Here is a 16,540-nt window from a genome sequence, read left to right on the forward strand (position 1 = left end):
GTCAGCGGCCCGGTCTGTGGTCAAGGCCACGGTCGGCCAGAGCTTCGGGAGGGGTCGTTTCGTCCGCGATGACGGGCTCGAATAAGGTGCCGACATGCTCACCCCGCTGACGGTCGCGGTCGCCGTGGCCGCGCTCGCCCTGGCCGCCTGGTGCGGCTTCGCGGCCTACCGGGACCAGCCGACCAAGGACTGGCACTTCGCCGGCATGGCCGTGGTGACCGTACTGGCCCTGGTGCAGTTGGTCGTCGGCGTCGTACAGCTGGCGCGCGGCGAGAAGCCGGACGGCGGCACGGTGGTCTTCGTCTCCTATCTGCTGGGGGTGGCGGCCTGCGTGCCCGCGGTCGGCTTCATGTCGCTGGCCGAACGCACCCGCTGGGGTTCGGCGACGGTCGCCGCGGGCGCGGTGGTGATGGCCGTCCTCCAGGTGCGGCTGTACGACGTGTGGGGAGGCGGGCATGGCTGAGCCCTCGGGGCCCCGGATCCCGTCCGGCCCCCCGGCGCGGCCGGGTCTGCACCGCGGACCGGGCCGGCTGCTGGTCACGCTGTACGCGGTCTTCGCGATCGGCGCGACCTCCCGCTCGGTCTACCAGCTCTCCACCCGCTTCGACGAGGCACCGCTGGCGTATCTCCTGTCGGCGGTGGCCGCGGCGGTGTACGTGGTGATCACCGTCGCCCTGGTCCGCGGCGGCCGGGGCGCCCGCCGGGTGGCGCTGGTGTGCTGCGCGGCCGAGCTGGCCGGGGTGCTGACGGTCGGCACCTGGACGGTGCTGGATCCGTCGGCCTTCCCCGATGCGACCGTCTGGTCGGACTACGGCCTGGGATATCTGCTGCTCCCGCTGGTCCTGCCGGTGATCGGCCTGCTGTGGCTGCGCCGCTCGCCCGCCGGGGCCGGCGCGGTCTGACCCCTGCCGCGCGCGTACGGTCGCCCCGGCGGGGATCTCCGCCGGGGCAGCCGTACGCGCGCGGGACGCGCGGAGGGCGCGGTCAGGCGCTGGCGGCGTACGTCCGGGAGACGTCCCCGCCCGCGGGCGAGGGCTCAGGTGCCTTCTCCAGGGTCACCATGCTCAGCCGGGGGGAGACCCGCTCGGTGGCCACCGGGGTGTAACCGAGCCTGCGGTAGAGGCGGATGCCGCCCTCGCTGCGGTGGCCGGTGGACAGCCGGTAGCGCCGGGCGGACCGCTCCCGCGCCAGCCGCTCCTCGACCGCGGACAGCAGCCTCCCGCCGAGCCCGTGCCGCTGCATGCGGGGGTGGACGATCAGCTTGCCGATCACGGCCGTGCCGTCGTCCTCGACGCGGCCGCGCACCGAGCCGACGACCTCCGCGCCGAGCCGGGCCACGAGCACGCAGCCTCGGGCCAGTTCGGCGCGGAGGCCGTCGAGGGTCTGGGTGAGCGGCTCGATGCCGTAGTCGCCGTGGAGCGCGGCCTCGGACTGGTAGCACAGGTACTGCAGTTTGAGGATCTGCTCGGCGTCTTCGTCCGTCGCCGCCGAGATGGTCACGCTCGTTCCCATGTGCGCACGTCTCCCCATGTCTCGTCGCGTCCGGGAGCGCGTGTCGAACGAGGGTCGCGCGCCCGAACTGTCTGCCCTGATGACGCCGGTGGTTCACCGCACCCTTCCCCCTGGTTCGGGGGGCGCAACCTCCGTCGTGAGCATTCTGCGCAGGCGATCGGTGCAAGGGGAACGAATCGGTTCGGGACCGCTCTGTGAGATTCCCAACTCGGGGGCCGCTTCCGGTGGGAGGGGAACCGGCGGCGGGGTCCCGGCGGGAGGGCGGCCCGGTGCGGGCAGCCGGGGGCCGGGCCGCCCTCCCGCCGGGAGCGCGAAACGGCCGCGCGGGCCGCGAACGCGCCACCCTCACGGGTGACCGCCGCGGCCCGCGCGCCCCTCTGGTCCGGCCGAGCCCGGCCGTCAGCTCCGGCGGAAGTCCTCGGCGGCCAGCAGGGCGGTGTCCGGCTGGTCGGCGAAGATGCCGTCGATGCCCGTCGCGAAGTACGCCCGCAGGGCGCCGAAGGCGTCCCCGTAGGCGTCCGGGTCGGTGCCGCGGCGGAAGTCCGCGGGCAGGAAACGGTTCTCGTTGCGCATGGTGTACGGGTGGAGCAGCAGCCCGCGGGCGTGGGCGTCGCGCACCAGGGTGGTGGGCTCGCCCAGCCGCCCGTCCGCCCGCCGGGGGACGACCAGGTCCAGCGTCGGCCCGATGCCCTGGGCGAAGCCGGAGATCCACTCCAGCCCCTCGGGGGTGACCAGATCGGCCACGGTGCGCGGGTCGCCGGCCTCGGTGAAGTCCCACGGGCGGGAGGAGGCCGAGGAGAGCAGCACCACGCGCGGGGTCCGCACCAGCCGGCTCATCCGCTCCATGCTGCTCGGCTCGAAGGACTGCAGGAACGTGGGCGAGTTCGCGCGGTCCCGCCCGTACCGGCGCAGCAGCTTCGCCAGCCGCTCCTCCAGGCCCAGGCCCAGGCCTCGGAAGTAGCTGGGGTGCTTGGTCTCGACGTGCAGCCAGACCGGGCGTCCGCGCCGGCGGCCCTCTCGCTCGGCCCAGCGCAGCACCTCCTCGAAGGACGGGACCGTCCAGCGGCCGTCGTAGAGGGTGTTGTGGGGGCGGGTGCCGGGGATGCGCTCGGTGGCGCGCAGCGTCTTGAGTTCGGCGAGGGTGAAGTCCTCGGTGAACCAGCCGGTGATCTCGGTGCCGTCCACCGTCCTGGTGACCTTGCGGCCGGCGAACTCGGGGCGGTCGGCCACGTCCGTGGTGCCGGTGATGTCGTTCTCGTGACGGCAGACGAGATGGCCGTCCCGGGTGGGCACGAGGTCCTGCTCGATGACGTCGGCGCCCATGTCGAGGGCGAGTTGGTAGGCCCCCAGAGTGTGCTCGGGCCGGTAGCCGCTGGCACCGCGGTGGGCGATGACGGCGGGCACCGGCAGGGCGGTGCGTCCCCGGCCCGCGCCGCTCCCCCGGCCGCCGTCGGCCGCCGCGGCGGCGGCCGGTCCCAGCGCCGCCGCGCCCGCGCCCAGCACCGCCGCGCCCAGCACGGTTCTGCGGTCCGGCCTCTGCGCCTGTCCCATGAGCACTCCTCTCGGCTTCACACGCCTGTGACTGTCCCGCACCTGACAAGCAACGGAACCCGCGCATGGTAGGTGTGCGTCGCTTCACCGCGGGAGACCTCGCACGAAACGTGGCGTGAACGGCTGACAAATCGCGCCATCGCGGGGTATCCGTGGGACGGACCCGGCGCGCGCCCGCCGGTGACCGGCGAGTACCGTACCGACCTGCGCGGGTGCGCGCGCTGACCATCACGACCGGAGGGCACGTTGTCCCGTTTCCTGCTCATCAAGGCGCTGCTCGGCCCGCTCCTGCGCGTGCTGTTCCGTCCGCAGGTCGAGGGAGCGGAGCGGATCCCCGGCAGCGGACCGGTGATCCTGGCCGGCAACCACCTGACCTTCATCGACTCGATGGTCCTCCCGCTCGTCGTCGACCGGCAGGTCTTCTTCATCGGCAAGGACGAGTACGTCACCGGAAAGAGCCTCAAGGGCCGTCTGATGGCGTGGTTCTTCACCGGCGTCGGCATGATCCCGGTGGACCGCGACGGCGGGCGCGGCGGCGTCGCGGCGCTGATGACCGGCCGCCGGGTGCTGGAGGAGGGCAACGTCTTCGGCATCTACCCGGAGGGCACCCGCTCCCCCGACGGCCGCCTGTACCGGGGCCGCACCGGCATCGCCAGGCTGACGCTGATGACCGGCGCGCCTGTCGTCCCGTTCGCGATGATCGGCACCGACCGTGTGCAGCCGGGCGGCAGCGGGCTGCCGCGGATCGGCCCGGGCCGCCGCGTCACCGTCCGCTTCGGCGAGCCGCTGGACTTCTCGCGCTACGACGGCATGGACCGCGACCGCTATGTGCTGCGGGCCGTGACCGACGAGGTGATGAGCCATGTGATGCGCCTGTCGGGCCAGGAGTACGTGGACGTGTACGCCACCAAGGCCAAGGCGGCCTGAACACCCGTCGGCGGCAGCCGGGGCGTACGGCCGCCCCCGCTCCCGGAGCGGGGCGCTCCCGGGGCGGCACGTTCACCCCTTCGGGGCAACCGCGTCCCGCCGGCGCCTCCCGGTTCACTCCTTCCGGGGGCGTAGCGGGGAGCGGTGCTGTCCATGCTTCCCCAGGACGCCGACGGACCCGGAGGAGCACCACGTGCCGCGCTCGCCGATGAAGCACCGCCGGAGAGCGGCGTGGAGGGCGTGGAGGCGGAGGGTGGCCCGGAAGGGGCGCGAGGAGGGGAGGCGGCGGGTGCTCCGCCGCCCCGCGCCCCGTCGCCGCCGTTCCGGCCCGTGTGGACCGCCCGGTGTCTCCGGGGAGCTGTCCGGCCGGGAGCCCGGCGCGCCGCCGGTGGTCCGTGCCGCCGCGCGCACCCAGCACACGCCGTCCGGGCGCTGCGGCGGGGCGAACTGGTGGTGGTCGGAGCCCGCTGCCGGGAGGGGACCGGCGAAGTGTGGTTCCCCTCCGGTCCCCGACAGGGGTTCGGCGGGGCCTCGGCGGCGACCTGACGGCAGGTCAGGCCACGGCGCCCGGGCGGTCCTCCCCGGCCCACTCCCGCTGCCGGGCCAGCTCCTCCTTGACCTCGGCGAGCTGGACGGCGACGGCGGACGGCGCGGTGCCGCCCCGCCCGTCCCGGGAGGCCAGGGCGCCGGAGACGCTCAGCACGGTGCGGACCTCGGGGGTGAGGTGGGGTGAGATCTCCGCGAACTGCTCGTCGGTCAGTCCGTCCAGCTCGATCCCGGCGGCCTCGCAGACCTTGACGCACTCCCCCGCGATCTCGTGCGCGTCCCGGAACGGCACGCCCCTCTTCACCAGCCACTCGGCGACGTCGGTGGCCAGCGAGAAGCCGGCCGGGGCCAGCTCGGCCATCCGCTCGCGGTTGACGGTGAGGGTGGCCATCATCCCGGTGAACGCCGGCAGCAGGATCTCCAGTTGGTCGCAGGAGTCGAAGACCGGCTCCTTGTCCTCCTGCAGGTCGCGGTTGTACGCCAGCGGCAGCGCCTTGAGGGTGGCCAGCAGCCCGGTGAGGTTGCCGATGAGCCGGCCGGACTTGCCGCGCGCCAGCTCGGCGATGTCCGGGTTCTTCTTCTGCGGCATGATCGACGAGCCGGTGGAGAAGGCGTCGTGGAGGGTGACGAAGGAGAACTCCTTGGTGTTCCAGATGATCACCTCCTCCGCGATCCGGGAGAGGTCCACGCCGATCATCGCGGTGATGAACGCGAACTCGGCGACGAAGTCGCGCGAGGCGGTGCCGTCGATGGAGTTGGCGGCCGAGCCGTGCTCGAAGCCGAGGTCGGCGGCGACCGCGCGGGGGTCCAGGCCGAGCGATGAACCGGCCAGCGCCCCCGAGCCGTAGGGCGAGACGGCGGTGCGCGCGTCCCACTGCCGCAGCCGCTCGGCGTCCCGGGACAGCGCCTGGACGTGGGCGAGGACATGGTGGGCGAAGAGGACCGGCTGGGCGTGCTGGAGGTGGGTGCGGCCGGGCATCGCCACGTCCGGGTGCGCCTCGGCCAGGGCCACCAGGGCCTCGTTCAGGTCGGCGAGCAGACCGCCGATGATCCGGGCGTGGTCGCGCAGGTACATCCGGAACAGCGTGGCGACCTGGTCGTTGCGGGAGCGCCCGGCGCGCAGCTTGCCCCCGAGCTCGGGACCGAGGCGCTCCAGCAGCCCGCGTTCCAGGGCGGTGTGCACGTCCTCGTCGGCGACGGTGCCGGTGAAGGTACCGTCGGCGACGTCGGCGGCCAGCCGGTCGAGGCCGGCGAGCATCTTCTCCAGCTCATCGGCGGTCAGCAGGCCGGCCCGGTGGAGCACCCGGGCGTGGGCGCGCGACCCGGCGATGTCGTAGGGGGCCAGCCGCCAGTCGAAGTGGACGGAGGCCGACAGGGCGGCCAGCGCCTCGGCCGGTCCGTCGGCGAACCGGCCGCCCCACAGCCGTACGTCGCCGCCTGCGGCGGAGGGCGGGGTCTGGGGGGCGTTGGTCATCGGTGCTCCTCGTGCGCTTACCCGGCGTGCCGGGCGGGTTCGGGCGGTGGCGGACGTTGGCGGGCGGTGGCGGGCGGTGGCGGGCGGTGCCTCGAACCGTGCCGGGCCGTGTCGGGTGGCGCCGGGGCCGGCCGGGACGGGAAGGCGCCCGCCTCCCCCACCACGGGGGCGGAGGAAGCGGGCGGCGTGCGGCTGCCGCGGGGGCAGGTTACTGCGCGAGGTCCCGCTTGGCGGCGATCTTGCTGCTCATGCCGAAGATCTCGATGAAACCCCTGGACATCGACTGGTCGAAGGTGTCGCCGGTGTCGTAGGTGGCCAGGTTGAAGTCGTACAGCGACTTGTGGGAGCGCCGGCCGGTGACGGTGGCCCGGCCGCCGTGCAGGGTCATCCGGATGTCGCCGGACACATGCTCGTTGGCCTCCTCGACGAAGCCGTCCAGGGCCCGCTTGAGCGGGGAGAACCACAGGCCGTCGTAGACCAGTTCGCTCCAGCGCTGCTCGACCTGCCGCTTGTAGCGGGCCAGTTCGCGCTCGACGGTGACGTTCTCCAGCTCCTGGTGGGCGGTGATCAGCGCGATGGCGCCCGGCGCCTCGTAGACCTCGCGGGACTTGATGCCCACCAGCCGGTCCTCGACCATGTCGATCCGGCCCACGCCCTGGGCCCCGGCCCGCTCGTTGAGCTGCTGGATGGCCTGCAGGACGGTGACGGGCCTGCCGTCGACGGCCACGGGGACGCCCTTGTCGAAGGTGATGACCACCTCGTCGGCCTCGCGCGCGGTGGCCGGGTTCTGCGTGTAGTCGTAGACGTCCTCGATCGGCGCGTTCCAGATGTCCTCCAGGAAGCCGGTCTCCACGGCCCGCCCGAAGACGTTCTGGTCGATGGAGTACGGCGACTTCTTGGTGGTGGCGATCGGCAGGCCCTTGTCCTCGGCGAAGGCGATCGCCGCATCACGCGTCATGGCGTAGTCCCGCACCGGCGCGATGCACCTCAGCTCGGGGGCCAGCGAGGAGATGCCGGCCTCGAACCGCACCTGGTCGTTGCCCTTGCCGGTGCAGCCGTGGGCGACGGTGGTGGCGCCGTGCTTCCTGGCGGCGGCCACCAGGTGCTTGACGATGGTCGGCCGGGAGAGGGCGGAGACCAGCGGGTAGCGGTCCATGTAGAGCGCGTTCGCCTTGATCGCGGGGAGGCAGTACTCCTCGGCGAACTCGTCCCTCGCGTCGGCGACCTCGGCCTCGACGGCGCCGCAGGCGAGCGCGCGCTTGCGGATGACGTCCAGGTCCTCTCCGCCCTGGCCGACGTCCACGGCGACGGCGATGACCTCGGCGCCCGTCTCCTCGGCGATCCAGCCGATGCAGACGGAGGTGTCCAGGCCACCGGAGTAGGCGAGTACGACGCGCTCGGTCACGGGGGGCTCCTTACGATGCATACGGTGACTGGTATAAGTATGCATTCCCCCGTATGGTTCGTCAAAGAACAGTCATCCGTCGGGAAAACCGCAGGTCAGCTGCCTTCCGTTGGTCAGTGGCACACCGAACGCGTCAGCCGGGGGCGCCCCGGGTGGTCTCCCGCAGCACCTTGGCCAGTACGGCCGCATGGCTGTGCTCCGCGTCCCTGGTGGCCGTCAGCAGCGTCAGCGTCCCCTCTCCGGCCGACTCCCGCAGCCGCTCCACCGCCTCGTGCCGCCCCGCCTCCTCCAGCTCCGCGCGGTAGCGCCCGGCGAACTCCGCGTACCGCTGTGGGTCGTGGCCGTACCAGCGGCGCAGCCCGTCCGAGGGGGCGGCGTCCTTGCACCACTCGTCCAGTTCCGCCGCGTCCCGGCTCAGACCGCGTGGCCAGATCCGGTCCACCAGCACCCGCCGGCCGTCTCCGGGGCCGGCCTCCTCGTACACACGGCGCACCCGCACCCCGGGGCCCCCGCGTCCGTCCCGGCTCCTGCCTCCGCCTGTTCCCGCGCCTTCGGCCATGCGCCAAGCCTGCGCCGGAAATACCGGGCGCGCACGCGCACACGGCGGCATGATGCCCGTGTGGGAAAGACATACGAACGCATCGACGGACGGCTGCGGGACTTCATCGAGGCCCAGCCCGTCTTCTTCACCGCCACCGCGCCGCTGTCCGGCGAAGGCACCGTCAACCTCTCCCCCAAGGGGCTGAGAGGTTCCTTCGCCGTCCTCGACGAGCGCACCGTCGCGTATCTCGACTTCGCCGGCTCCAACGCCGAGACCGTCGCCCATCTGCGGGAGAACGGCCGGATCACCCTGATGTGGTGCGCCTTCTCCGGCCCGCCGAACATCGTGCGCGTCCACGGCCGCGGGGAGCCCGTCTTCCGCGACGACCCGCGCTGGGGAGAGCTGATCGCCCGCTTCCCCGGCATCGACCACTCCCGGCACGGCCTGCGCGCGATCATCGTGGTCACCGCCGAGCTGATCCGCGACACCTGCGGTTACGCCGTGCCGCTGATGACGTACGAGAGCGACCGACCGCTGCACGGCTCGCGCTTCGGGCGCGAGACGGACGAGTCGCTGGACGCCTACTTCCACAAGAAGGAGCACGTCGCCACCAGTATCGACGGCCTCCCGGGGCTGCCGCTCCCCCTGCCGCCCACACCCGCCTGACCACCTGGATGCCCGGACACCGGACCACCTGGCGGAACGTTCTTGCGGCCAGAGCCCCGGAAGGAGTTCCATCGGGCGGTGCGAACCGAACACATCAGCAGCGCCGCGCCGGTGATCACCCGTCTGCCGGCCACCGAGATCCCCGCCGCGGCCCGGGAGCTGGCCGCCCTGCTCCGCGACGCCGTCGAGGGCGGCTCATCGATCGGCTTCCTCGCCCCGCTCGACCCCGCCGAGGCGGCGGCCTGGTGGGAGGGCCTGGCGCCCGAGGTCGCCGACGGCAGGACGGCGGTGTGGGTCGCCCGGGGCGGCGGCCGGATCCTGGGCACCGTGCAGCTGAGGTTCTGCGGCATGCCCAACGGCCGCCACCGCGCGGAGATAGCCAAGCTGATCGTGCACCGGGACGCCCGGGGCCGGGGGCTGGGCCGGCTGCTGCTGGCGACGGCCGAACGGGAGGCCGCCGGCGCGGGGATCTCCCTGCTGGTGCTGGACACCCAGACCGGCAGCCCGGCCGAGCGCCTCTACCGCTCGGCCGGCTGGACCGAGGCCGGCACGATCCCCGACTACGCCGCCGACACCGAGGGCGTGCTCCGGCCCACGACCCTCTTCCACAAGAAACCGCTCTGAGCCGGCGGACGGCGGCGGGCGACCGGGCGCGCGACCGCCCGCCGCCGTTCACCGGCTGCCTCCGCGCGGCGGACGCCGCCGGCACGGCGGCGGGTTCGATCATGGCGTTCGCCGGGACCGGCGGGACGACTGCCGCGACCGTACGCCCCACCACCTGCGAGCGATTCCGAGGAGTCCCCATGCTCAGCACCCCTCTCGGCGACGGCGCACAGCTGTGCCCCCTGGAGCCGTGGCAGGCGGCGGAGCTGGCCGCGTACACCGACCGGGTGCGCGGCCATCTGGCGCCCTGGCTGCCGTGGGCGCACACCGTCACCGACACCGCCTCGGCCCGCGCCTTCCTCCAGCGGTACGCCGACAAGCAGGCCGCCGACGAGGGTCGGATCTACTGCATCCGGCTCGACGGCGAACTGGTGGGAGGCATGATCTTCCGGCTGTTCAGCGCTTCCGAGGGCTCCTGTGAGCTGGGCGCCTGGCTGGCCCCCGAGGCCCAGGGGCGCGGGCTGGTCACCACCGCCGCACGGCGCATGATCGACTGGGCGGTCGAAGTGCGCGACCTGGCCCGGGTGGAGTGGCTGGTCTCCCCGGACAACGGCCCCAGCATCGCGGTGGCCAAGCGGCTGGGCATGACGCACGAGGGCACCCTGCGCAGCGTGTTCCCCATGGGCGGCCGCCGCCACGACCTCCAGGTCTGGGCTGTGCTGGCCCACGAGTGGCGGGCCGCCGCCGGGCACGGCGCAGCCGGCTGACGGAGAGCGAACCGCGCCGCCCGGACCCCGGCCGGGGTCCGGGTCTCAGGTGCCGTTGCCCTGGTGGGAGTTCTTCTGCGCCAGCCGCAGCAGATGGTCGGCCAGGGCCTGCCCACCGGTGGGGTGGCGGCTGATCAGCAGCAGGGTGTCGTCGCCGGCGATGGTGCCGATGATGTCGTGCACCTCCGCCTGGTCGATGGCCGAGGCGAGGAACTGGGCGGCGCCGGGCGGGGTGCGCAGCACCACCAGATTGGCCGACGCCTCGGCGGAGATCAGCAGCTCGCCCGCCAGGCGTGCCATCCTCGCCTCGCTCGCGGACTCCCCCAGCGGGGCCCGGGGCGTGCGGTCGCCGCCCTCGCCGGGGACGGCGTAGATCAGCTCGCCCCCGGTGTTGCGGATCTTCACCGCGCCCAGCTCGTCCAGATCCCGGCTGAGCGTCGCCTGGGTGACGCTCAGCCCGTCGTCGGCGAGCAGCTTGGCGAGCTGGCTCTGGGACCGGACCGGCTCGCGGTTCAGGATCTCCACGATCCGGCGGTGCCGGGCCGTACGCGTGTGGGGTACGGCCGGGCCGCCGTGGTTGCCGCCCTGCGCCTGCGCCTCGGTCATCGTCTCGTCAGTCTCCGGCTCGTCGGGTCCCGCCGGCGGCGTCGAGGACGGCGGGGAGGGACCGGACCAGCGCGTCCGCCTCGGCTTCGCCGATGATCAGCGGCGGGGCCAGCCGGACGACGTCCGGAGCGCACGCGTTCACCAGGAAGCCCGCGTCCTGGGCAGCCTGCTGCACCTGGGGTGCGACGGGTTCGGTCAGTACGATACCGAGCAGCAGCCCGGCGCCGCGGACGTGGTCGACCAGCGGGTGCCCCAGCCCCTGGACGGCGTCGCGCAGCCGGCCGCCGATCCGCCCGACGTGGTCGAGGAGGCCCTCGGAGGCGATGGTGTCCAGGACGGCGAGCGCCGCCGCGCAGGAGACCGGGTTGCCGCCGAAGGTGGAGCCGTGGTGTCCGGGGCCCAGCAGTTCGGCGGCCTCGCCGAAGGCGACCGTGGCGCCGATGGGCAGGCCGGCTCCCAGCCCCTTGGCGAGGGTGACGACGTCGGGCCGCACCCCCTGCGCCTGGCAGGCGAACCAGTGCCCGGTGCGGCCGATGCCCGTCTGGACCTCGTCGAGCACCAGCAGGGTGCCGGTGGCGGCGGTGATCTCACGGGCGGCGGCCAGATAGCCCTCGGGCGGTACGACGACGCCGTTCTCCCCCTGGAGCGGCTCGAGGATCACCAGGGCGGTCTCCTCGGTGACGGCCGCCCGCAGCGCGTCGGCGTCGCCGTAGGGAACGTGGGTGACCTCGCCGGGCAGCGGCAGGAAGGGGTCGCGCTTGGCGGACTGACCGGTCAGCGCGAGGGCGCCCATGGTGCGGCCGTGGAAGCCGCCGGTGGCGGCGACCATGTGCGTGCGGCCGGTCCGCCGGCCGATCTTGAACGCCGCCTCGACGGCCTCGGCCCCGGAGTTGGAGAAGTAGACGCGCCCGGTGCGGCCGAAGAGCCGGAGCAGCCGTTCGGCCAGGGCGACCGGGGGCTCGGCGACGAAGAGGTTGGAGACGTGGCCGAGGGTGGCGATCTGCCCGGAGACCGCGCGGACGACCGCCGGGTGGGCGGTGCCGAGCGAGTTGACGGCGATGCCGCCGACGAAGTCCAGGTACTCCCTGCCGTCGGCGTCCCACAGCCGGGCGCCCTCGCCGCGGGTGATCGGGATGCGGGGGGTGCCGTAGTTGTCCATCAGCGCGCCCTGCCAGCGCCGGGTGAGACCGGCGTTGCCGGGCGGGAGCGTGTGCGTGGGCGTGGTGGCGGGGGCGGCGGTGGTGTCGCTCATGCCCGCTCCTCCTTCTGCGGTGCGGCGCCGTCCGGCACGACCATGGTTCCGATCCCCTCGTCGGTGAAGATCTCCAGCAGGATGGAGTGCTGGACGCGCCCGTCGATGACCCGGGCGGTGTTAACGCCGTTGCGCACGGCGTACAGGCAGCCCTCCATCTTGGGCACCATGCCGCTGGCCAGGTCCGGCAGCAGCTTCTCCAGCTCGCTCGCGGTCAGGCGGCTGATCACGTCGTCGCTGCTGGGCCAGTCCTCGTAGAGGCCCTCGACGTCGGTGAGCACCATCAGCGTCTCGGCGCCGAGCGCCGCCGCGAGGGCCGCGGCCGCGGTGTCGGCGTTGATGTTGTAGACGTGCCCGTCGTCGGCGCTGCGGGCGATGGAGGAGATCACCGGGATACGGCCGTCGTCCAGCAGGGCCTGGACGGCTCCCGCGTCCACCTCGGTGATCTCGCCGACGCGGCCGATGTCCACCTGCTCGCCGTCGATGTGCGCGTAGCGCTTGGTGGCGGTCAGGGTGTGCGCGTCCTCGCCGGTCATGCCGACGGCGAGCGGGCCGTGCCGGTTGAGCAGGCCGACCAGCTCGCGCTGCACCTGGCCGGCCAGCACCATCCGCACGACGTCCATCGCCTCGTCGGTGGTGACCCGCAGTCCGGCCTTGAACTCGCTGACCAGGCCGAGCCGGTCCAGATGGGCGCTGATCTGCGGACCGCCGCCGTGGACGACGACGGGCTTGAGGCCCGCGTGCCGCAGGAAGACCACGTCCTGGGCGAACGCGGCCTTCAGCTCCTCGTCCACCATGGCGTTGCCGCCGAACTTGACGACCACGGTCTTCCCGTGGTGGCGGGTCAGCCAGGGCAGCGCCTCGATGAGGATCTGGGCCTTGGGCAGGGCGGTGTGCCTACGTGTGCTCATGACGAATAAGCGCTGTTCTCGTGGACGTAGTCGGCGGTGAGGTCGTTGGTCCAGATGACGGCGGACTCCTCGCCCGCCGCCAGGTCGGCGGTGATGCGGACCTCGCGGTAGCGCATGTCCACCAGTTCGCGGTCCTCGCCCACCGATCCGTCGCGGCAGACCCACACGCCGTTGATGGCGACGTTCAGCCGGTCGGGCTCGAAGGCGGCGGAGGTGGTGCCGATGGCGGACAGGACCCGGCCCCAGTTGGGGTCCTCGCCGTGGACGGCGCACTTGAGGAGGTTGTTGCGGGCGATGGAGCGGCCCACCTCGACGGCGTCTTCCTCGCTGGCGGCGTTCACCACCTCGATCCGGATGTCCTTGGAGGCTCCCTCGGCGTCCCGGATCAGCTGCTGCGCCAGGTCGTCGCAGACGGCCCGTACGGCCTCGGCGAACTCCTTCGCCTCCGGGGCGACGCCCGAGGCTCCGGAGGCCAGCAGCAGCACGGTGTCGTTGGTGGACATGCAGCCGTCGGAGTCGATCCGGTCGAAGGTGGTGCGGGTGGCCTCGCGCAGCGCGGCGTCCAGCCCGGGGGTGTCCACGTCGGCGTCGGTGGTGAGGACCACCAGCATCGTCGCCAGCCCCGGGGCGAGCATGCCCGCGCCCTTGGCCATTCCGCCCACGACCCAGCCGGATCCCTCGGCGACGGCGGTCTTGTGCACGGTGTCGGTGGTCTTGATGGCGATGGCGGCCCTGTCGCCGCCGTGCGGGGACAGGGCCTCGGCGGCCTTGCCGATCCCCGGCAGCAGCCGGTCCATCGGCAGCCGGACGCCGATCAGACCGGTGGAGCAGACGGCGACCTCGCCGGCGCTGTGACCGAGCACCTCGGCGGTCTTCTCGGCGGTGGCGTGGGTGTCCTGGAAGCCGAGCGGGCCGGTGCAGGCGTTGGCGCCACCGGAGTTGAGGACGACCGCCGAGACCTGCCCGCCCCTGAGGACCTGCTCGGACCAGAGCACGGGTGCGGCCTTGACGCGGTTGGAGGTGAACACACCGGCGGCGGCCAGACGCGGCCCGGTGTTGACGACCAGAGCCAGGTCGGGGTTGCCGTTGTCCTTGATCCCGGCGGCGATCCCCGCCGCGGTGAATCCCTTCGCAGCGGTCACACTCATGGTGTTGTTCCGCTCCCTTCTCCGCCCGCGCGGCACGGCGCGGGCATCGTCGTCGACAGCGGGCCGGCGGCCGCGCGTGCGTCACCGGCCGCGGCCGGGAGGTGCCGCTCCCGGCTCACGGGGCGACCCCGGTGACGGGGAGGCCGGTCTCCTCGGGCAGGCCGAGGGCGATGTTCATGCTCTGCACCGCGCCGCCCGCGGTGCCCTTGGTGAGGTTGTCGACGGCGCTGACGACGACCACACGGCCGGCCGTCTCGTCGTACGCGACCTGGACCAGCGCGCTGTTGGAGCCGTACACGGCGGCGGTGGACGGCCACTGGCCCTCGGGCAGCAGGTGGACGAACGGCTCGGCGGCCAGCGCCTTGTCGTAGGTCTCGCGCAGCCGGCCGGCGGTCAGGCCGGGCCGGGCCCTGGCCGTGCAGGTGGCCAGGATGCCCCGGGACATCGGGGCGAGCGTCGGGGTGAAGGAGACGGTGACCGGCTCGTTCGCGACGGCCGAGAGGTTCTGGGCCATCTCGGGGGTGTGCCGGTGGACCCCGCCGACACCGTAGGGGCTCATCGAGCCCATCACCTCGCTGCCCAGCAGATGGGGCTTGGGCGTCTTGCCCGCGCCCGAGGTGCCGGTGGCCGCGACCACCACCACGTCGGGTTCGACCAGGCCGGCCCCGAGCGCCGGGAAGAGCGCCAGCGTCACGGCCGTCGGGTAGCAGCCGGGGACCGCGACGCGCCGGGACCCCGTCAGCGCGTCGCGTGCCCCCGGCAGCTCGGGGAGGCCGTACGGCCAGGTGCCGGCGTGCGGCGTGCCGTAGAAGCGCTCCCACTGCTCCGGGTCCCTCAGCCTGAAGTCGGCCCCGCAGTCGATGACCAGCACCTCGTCCCCGAGCTGCTCGGCGACGGCCGCGGACTGGCCGTGCGGCAGGGCGAGGAAGACCACGTCGTGGCCGGTCAGCGCCTCCACCGTGGTGACCTCCAGAACGCGGTCGGCCAGCGGCGGCAGGTGCGGCTGGAGCGCGCCCAGGCGCTGCCCGGCGTTGGAGTTGCCCGTCAGCGCCCCGATCTCGACCTCGGGGTGTCCGGTCAGCAGACGCAGGATCTCGCCCCCCGCGTAGCCGCTCGCTCCCGCCACCGCCGCTCGCACTGCCATGGAATCCTCCTCATCGACAGCATGACTATACGCACAACAGCAGTTTTATGCAATGAATGTATGCGGCGGCCCCGGAGGCCGTGGGGACGGGGCGAGGAAGACGTCCGGCCCGCCGACCGGTCGGAAGGACCGGTCGGCGGGCCGGACCGAGGGTGCGGCCGCGGGCGCGGCGTCACGCGGGGACAGCGAGGGCCGAGGCCCCCGGTCAGGTGCGGGGCGGGCGGGGCCCGTCGTCCTGTTCCGCCTTCCGCTCCTTCAGCCGCGCCGCCTCCTTGCGGACCTCGGCCTGGGTGGCGCGCTCCTTGCGCAGCCACTCGGGGTTCTCCGCCTTCAACGCCTCGATCTGCTCGGTGGTCAGGGGCTCGGTGATGCCGCCGCGCGCGAGTCCCGAGTTGGAGACGCCCAGTTTCGCCGCCACCACCGGGCGGGGGTGCGGTCCGTCGCGCCGCAGCTCCCGCAGCCACTCGGGCGGGTCGTTCTGCAGCGCGTCCAGTTCCGCGCGCGAGACGACGCCCTCCCGGAACTCGGCGGGGGTGGCCTCGAGGTACACACCCAGCTTCTTCGCCGCGGTGGCGGGCTTCATCGTCTGGGCGGTCTGCTGCGACTTCATGGAGCCCAGGGTATCGAGCGCCCGCGGCTCCTCCCGCCACCCGGCCGTCCGGCCGACCGGTAGCCTGGCCCGGTGAACGGCTCGGAAGCGTCCCCCTCGTTCCGGCTCGCGTACGTCCCGGGAGTGACACCCGCCAAATGGGTGCGGATCTGGCACGAGCGTCTGCCCGGCGTCCCGCTCGACCTCGTCCAGGTGCCCGCCGCCGAGGCGTCCGGCGTGCTGCGCGACGGCGGCGCCGACGCGGGTTTCCTGCGGCTGCCCACCGACCGGACGGATCTCAGCGCCATCCCCCTCTATACCGAGACCACGGTGGTGGTCGTCCCCAAGGACCATCTCGTGACGGCGGCCGAGGAGGTGTCCGCCGGAGAACTGGCCGACGAGATCGTGCTGCACCCCCTCGACGACACCCTGGACTGGGAGCGCCCCCCGGGACGGCCCGCCCTGGAGCGCCCCGCCACGACGGCGGACGCGATCGAACTGGTGGCGGCGGGAATCGGGCTGCTCGTCGTACCGCAGTCGCTCGCCCGCCTGCACCACCGCAGGGACCTCACCTACAGGCCGGTCACGGACACCCCCCAGTCGCGCGTCGCGCTGTCCTGGCGGGAGGACCGGACCACCGATCTGGTGGAGGACCTCATCGGGATCGTCCGGGGGCGGACGGTCAACAGCACCCGGGGCCGGCGCCCCGCCGCCGCCGTCGGGGAGCCCGAGCCGGACCGGCGGGGCGGGCAGGACAGGGCGAAGCCGCAGCGTTCGGACGGGGGCGGAGCGCGGCGGAGGTCCGCGGGAGGCGGGCAGACCGGCCGCGGCAGGGGATCCGGTGGTGCCAGGGGATCCGGCGGCGGCAGGCGCGGCAGGCCTCGTCGCAGGTCGTAGC

At 73.5% G+C, this 16,540-nt stretch carries 18 protein-coding genes; 7 read left to right on the forward strand and 11 right to left on the reverse strand.

Annotation, left to right across the window (positions count from 1 at the left end; genetic code table 11):
• Nucleotides 1-94 precede the first annotated feature (94 nt).
• Together ACW69E_RS16970 and ACW69E_RS16975 are read left to right on the forward strand one after the other, a co-directional pair.
• Entirely contained in the window at nucleotides 95-463 is a 369-nt protein-coding gene (locus ACW69E_RS16970) for a hypothetical protein (RefSeq protein ID WP_237878894.1), read from the forward strand.
• Complete coding sequence (locus tag ACW69E_RS16975; protein ID WP_457499084.1) at nucleotides 456-902, forward strand: hypothetical protein; 447 nt, start codon at nucleotides 456-458, stop codon at nucleotides 900-902. The genes ACW69E_RS16970 and ACW69E_RS16975 overlap by 8 nt, the downstream gene beginning before the upstream one ends.
• An 82-nt stretch (nucleotides 903-984) precedes the next feature.
• Here ACW69E_RS16975 and ACW69E_RS16980 read toward each other — a convergent pair whose 3' ends face one another.
• The gene (locus tag ACW69E_RS16980; protein WP_457499085.1) at nucleotides 985-1,512 is read right to left on the reverse strand and encodes a GNAT family N-acetyltransferase; all 528 of its coding nucleotides are present in this window, start codon (nucleotides 1,510-1,512) and stop codon (nucleotides 985-987) included.
• Between the two features lie 399 nt (nucleotides 1,513-1,911).
• Nucleotides 1,912-3,063, reverse strand: coding sequence for a glycerophosphodiester phosphodiesterase (locus ACW69E_RS16985; RefSeq protein ID WP_457499086.1), 1,152 nt, complete (start codon nucleotides 3,061-3,063; stop codon nucleotides 1,912-1,914).
• A gap of 246 nt (nucleotides 3,064-3,309) precedes the next feature.
• Here ACW69E_RS16985 and ACW69E_RS16990 point away from each other — a divergent pair, with 246 nt between their 5' ends.
• Nucleotides 3,310-3,990 (forward strand): lysophospholipid acyltransferase family protein, encoded by a 681-nt coding sequence (locus ACW69E_RS16990; protein ID WP_457499087.1) that lies wholly within the window; start codon nucleotides 3,310-3,312, stop codon nucleotides 3,988-3,990.
• 553 nt (nucleotides 3,991-4,543) lie between these two features.
• Here ACW69E_RS16990 and argH read toward each other — a convergent pair.
• The 3 genes from argH to ACW69E_RS17005 all read right to left on the reverse strand — a co-directional run bounded on the left by argH (nucleotide 4,544) and on the right by ACW69E_RS17005 (nucleotide 7,974).
• Nucleotides 4,544-6,010 carry an argininosuccinate lyase gene (gene argH / locus ACW69E_RS16995; RefSeq protein ID WP_457499088.1) on the reverse strand — a complete coding sequence of 489 codons (1,467 nt, stop codon included), beginning with the start codon at nucleotides 6,008-6,010 and terminating at the stop codon, nucleotides 4,544-4,546.
• Nucleotides 6,011-6,218: 208 nt separating this feature from the next.
• On the reverse strand, nucleotides 6,219-7,415 hold the full coding sequence (locus ACW69E_RS17000) for an argininosuccinate synthase (protein WP_457499089.1): 1,197 nt from the start codon (nucleotides 7,413-7,415) through the stop codon (nucleotides 6,219-6,221).
• A 133-nt stretch (nucleotides 7,416-7,548) separates the two neighbouring features.
• Nucleotides 7,549-7,974, reverse strand: coding sequence for a DUF488 domain-containing protein (locus tag ACW69E_RS17005; RefSeq protein WP_457499090.1), 426 nt, complete (start codon nucleotides 7,972-7,974; stop codon nucleotides 7,549-7,551).
• Between the two features lie 60 nt (nucleotides 7,975-8,034).
• On the opposite strand from ACW69E_RS17005, the gene ACW69E_RS17010 reads away from it, so the two are divergent.
• From ACW69E_RS17010 to ACW69E_RS17020, 3 genes are all read left to right on the forward strand, one after another.
• A complete protein-coding gene (locus tag ACW69E_RS17010) occupies nucleotides 8,035-8,622 on the forward strand; it encodes a pyridoxamine 5'-phosphate oxidase family protein (RefSeq protein WP_457499091.1) in 588 nt (195 codons plus the stop codon).
• A gap of 78 nt (nucleotides 8,623-8,700) precedes the next feature.
• The gene (locus ACW69E_RS17015; RefSeq protein WP_457499092.1) at nucleotides 8,701-9,246 is read left to right on the forward strand and encodes an N-acetyltransferase family protein; all 546 of its coding nucleotides are present in this window, start codon (nucleotides 8,701-8,703) and stop codon (nucleotides 9,244-9,246) included.
• Nucleotides 9,247-9,425: 179 nt separating this feature from the next.
• On the forward strand, nucleotides 9,426-9,992 hold the full coding sequence (locus ACW69E_RS17020; RefSeq protein ID WP_457499093.1) for a GNAT family N-acetyltransferase: 567 nt from the start codon (nucleotides 9,426-9,428) through the stop codon (nucleotides 9,990-9,992).
• A gap of 45 nt (nucleotides 9,993-10,037) precedes the next feature.
• Here ACW69E_RS17020 and ACW69E_RS17025 read toward each other — a convergent pair whose 3' ends face one another.
• From ACW69E_RS17025 to ACW69E_RS17050, 6 genes are all read right to left on the reverse strand, one after another.
• Entirely contained in the window at nucleotides 10,038-10,598 is a 561-nt protein-coding gene (locus tag ACW69E_RS17025) for an arginine repressor (RefSeq protein WP_457499094.1), read from the reverse strand.
• 7 nt (nucleotides 10,599-10,605) lie between these two features.
• Nucleotides 10,606-11,850: an acetylornithine transaminase gene (locus ACW69E_RS17030; protein ID WP_457499095.1), complete on the reverse strand. Its 1,245-nt coding sequence runs from the start codon at nucleotides 11,848-11,850 to the stop codon at nucleotides 10,606-10,608.
• Entirely contained in the window at nucleotides 11,847-12,761 is a 915-nt protein-coding gene (gene argB, locus ACW69E_RS17035) for an acetylglutamate kinase (protein ID WP_457499096.1), read from the reverse strand. Before argB ends, ACW69E_RS17030 begins: the two co-directional genes overlap by 4 nt.
• Nucleotides 12,758-13,909: a bifunctional glutamate N-acetyltransferase/amino-acid acetyltransferase ArgJ gene (gene argJ / locus ACW69E_RS17040; RefSeq protein ID WP_457499097.1), complete on the reverse strand. Its 1,152-nt coding sequence runs from the start codon at nucleotides 13,907-13,909 to the stop codon at nucleotides 12,758-12,760. The genes argB and argJ overlap by 4 nt, the downstream gene beginning before the upstream one ends.
• 115 nt (nucleotides 13,910-14,024) lie before the next feature.
• Nucleotides 14,025-15,053, reverse strand: coding sequence for an N-acetyl-gamma-glutamyl-phosphate reductase (gene argC, locus ACW69E_RS17045; RefSeq protein WP_457499098.1), 1,029 nt, complete (start codon nucleotides 15,051-15,053; stop codon nucleotides 14,025-14,027).
• 205 nt (nucleotides 15,054-15,258) lie between these two features.
• Nucleotides 15,259-15,663 (reverse strand): DUF5997 family protein, encoded by a 405-nt coding sequence (locus ACW69E_RS17050; RefSeq protein ID WP_457499099.1) that lies wholly within the window; start codon nucleotides 15,661-15,663, stop codon nucleotides 15,259-15,261.
• Between the two features lie 72 nt (nucleotides 15,664-15,735).
• Between ACW69E_RS17050 and ACW69E_RS17055 the strand changes: the two genes are divergently transcribed.
• Nucleotides 15,736-16,539 carry a LysR family transcriptional regulator substrate-binding protein gene (locus tag ACW69E_RS17055; protein WP_457499100.1) on the forward strand — a complete coding sequence of 268 codons (804 nt, stop codon included), beginning with the start codon at nucleotides 15,736-15,738 and terminating at the stop codon, nucleotides 16,537-16,539.
• The last annotated feature ends 1 nt before the right edge of the window (nucleotide 16,540 follow it).

The organism is Streptomyces sp. SS8 (assembly GCF_054072955.1).

Coding starts and splice junctions, on each gene's coding strand:
- ACW69E_RS16970 (WP_237878894.1), top strand. CDS start 95: ATGCTCACCCCGCTGACGGTCGCGGTCGCCGTGGCCGCGCTCGCCCTG.
- ACW69E_RS16975 (WP_457499084.1), top strand. CDS start 456: ATGGCTGAGCCCTCGGGGCCCCGGATCCCGTCCGGCCCCCCGGCGCGG.
- ACW69E_RS16980 (WP_457499085.1), bottom strand. CDS start 1,512: ATGGGAACGAGCGTGACCATCTCGGCGGCGACGGACGAAGACGCCGAG.
- ACW69E_RS16985 (WP_457499086.1), bottom strand. CDS start 3,063: ATGGGACAGGCGCAGAGGCCGGACCGCAGAACCGTGCTGGGCGCGGCG.
- argH (WP_457499088.1), bottom strand. CDS start 6,010: ATGACCAACGCCCCCCAGACCCCGCCCTCCGCCGCAGGCGGCGACGTA.
- ACW69E_RS17005 (WP_457499090.1), bottom strand. CDS start 7,974: ATGGCCGAAGGCGCGGGAACAGGCGGAGGCAGGAGCCGGGACGGACGC.
- ACW69E_RS17020 (WP_457499093.1), top strand. CDS start 9,426: ATGCTCAGCACCCCTCTCGGCGACGGCGCACAGCTGTGCCCCCTGGAG.
- ACW69E_RS17025 (WP_457499094.1), bottom strand. CDS start 10,598: ATGACCGAGGCGCAGGCGCAGGGCGGCAACCACGGCGGCCCGGCCGTA.
- ACW69E_RS17030 (WP_457499095.1), bottom strand. CDS start 11,850: ATGAGCGACACCACCGCCGCCCCCGCCACCACGCCCACGCACACGCTC.
- argB (WP_457499096.1), bottom strand. CDS start 12,761: ATGAGCACACGTAGGCACACCGCCCTGCCCAAGGCCCAGATCCTCATC.
- argJ (WP_457499097.1), bottom strand. CDS start 13,909: ATGAGTGTGACCGCTGCGAAGGGATTCACCGCGGCGGGGATCGCCGCC.
- argC (WP_457499098.1), bottom strand. CDS start 15,053: ATGGCAGTGCGAGCGGCGGTGGCGGGAGCGAGCGGCTACGCGGGGGGC.
- ACW69E_RS17050 (WP_457499099.1), bottom strand. CDS start 15,663: ATGAAGTCGCAGCAGACCGCCCAGACGATGAAGCCCGCCACCGCGGCG.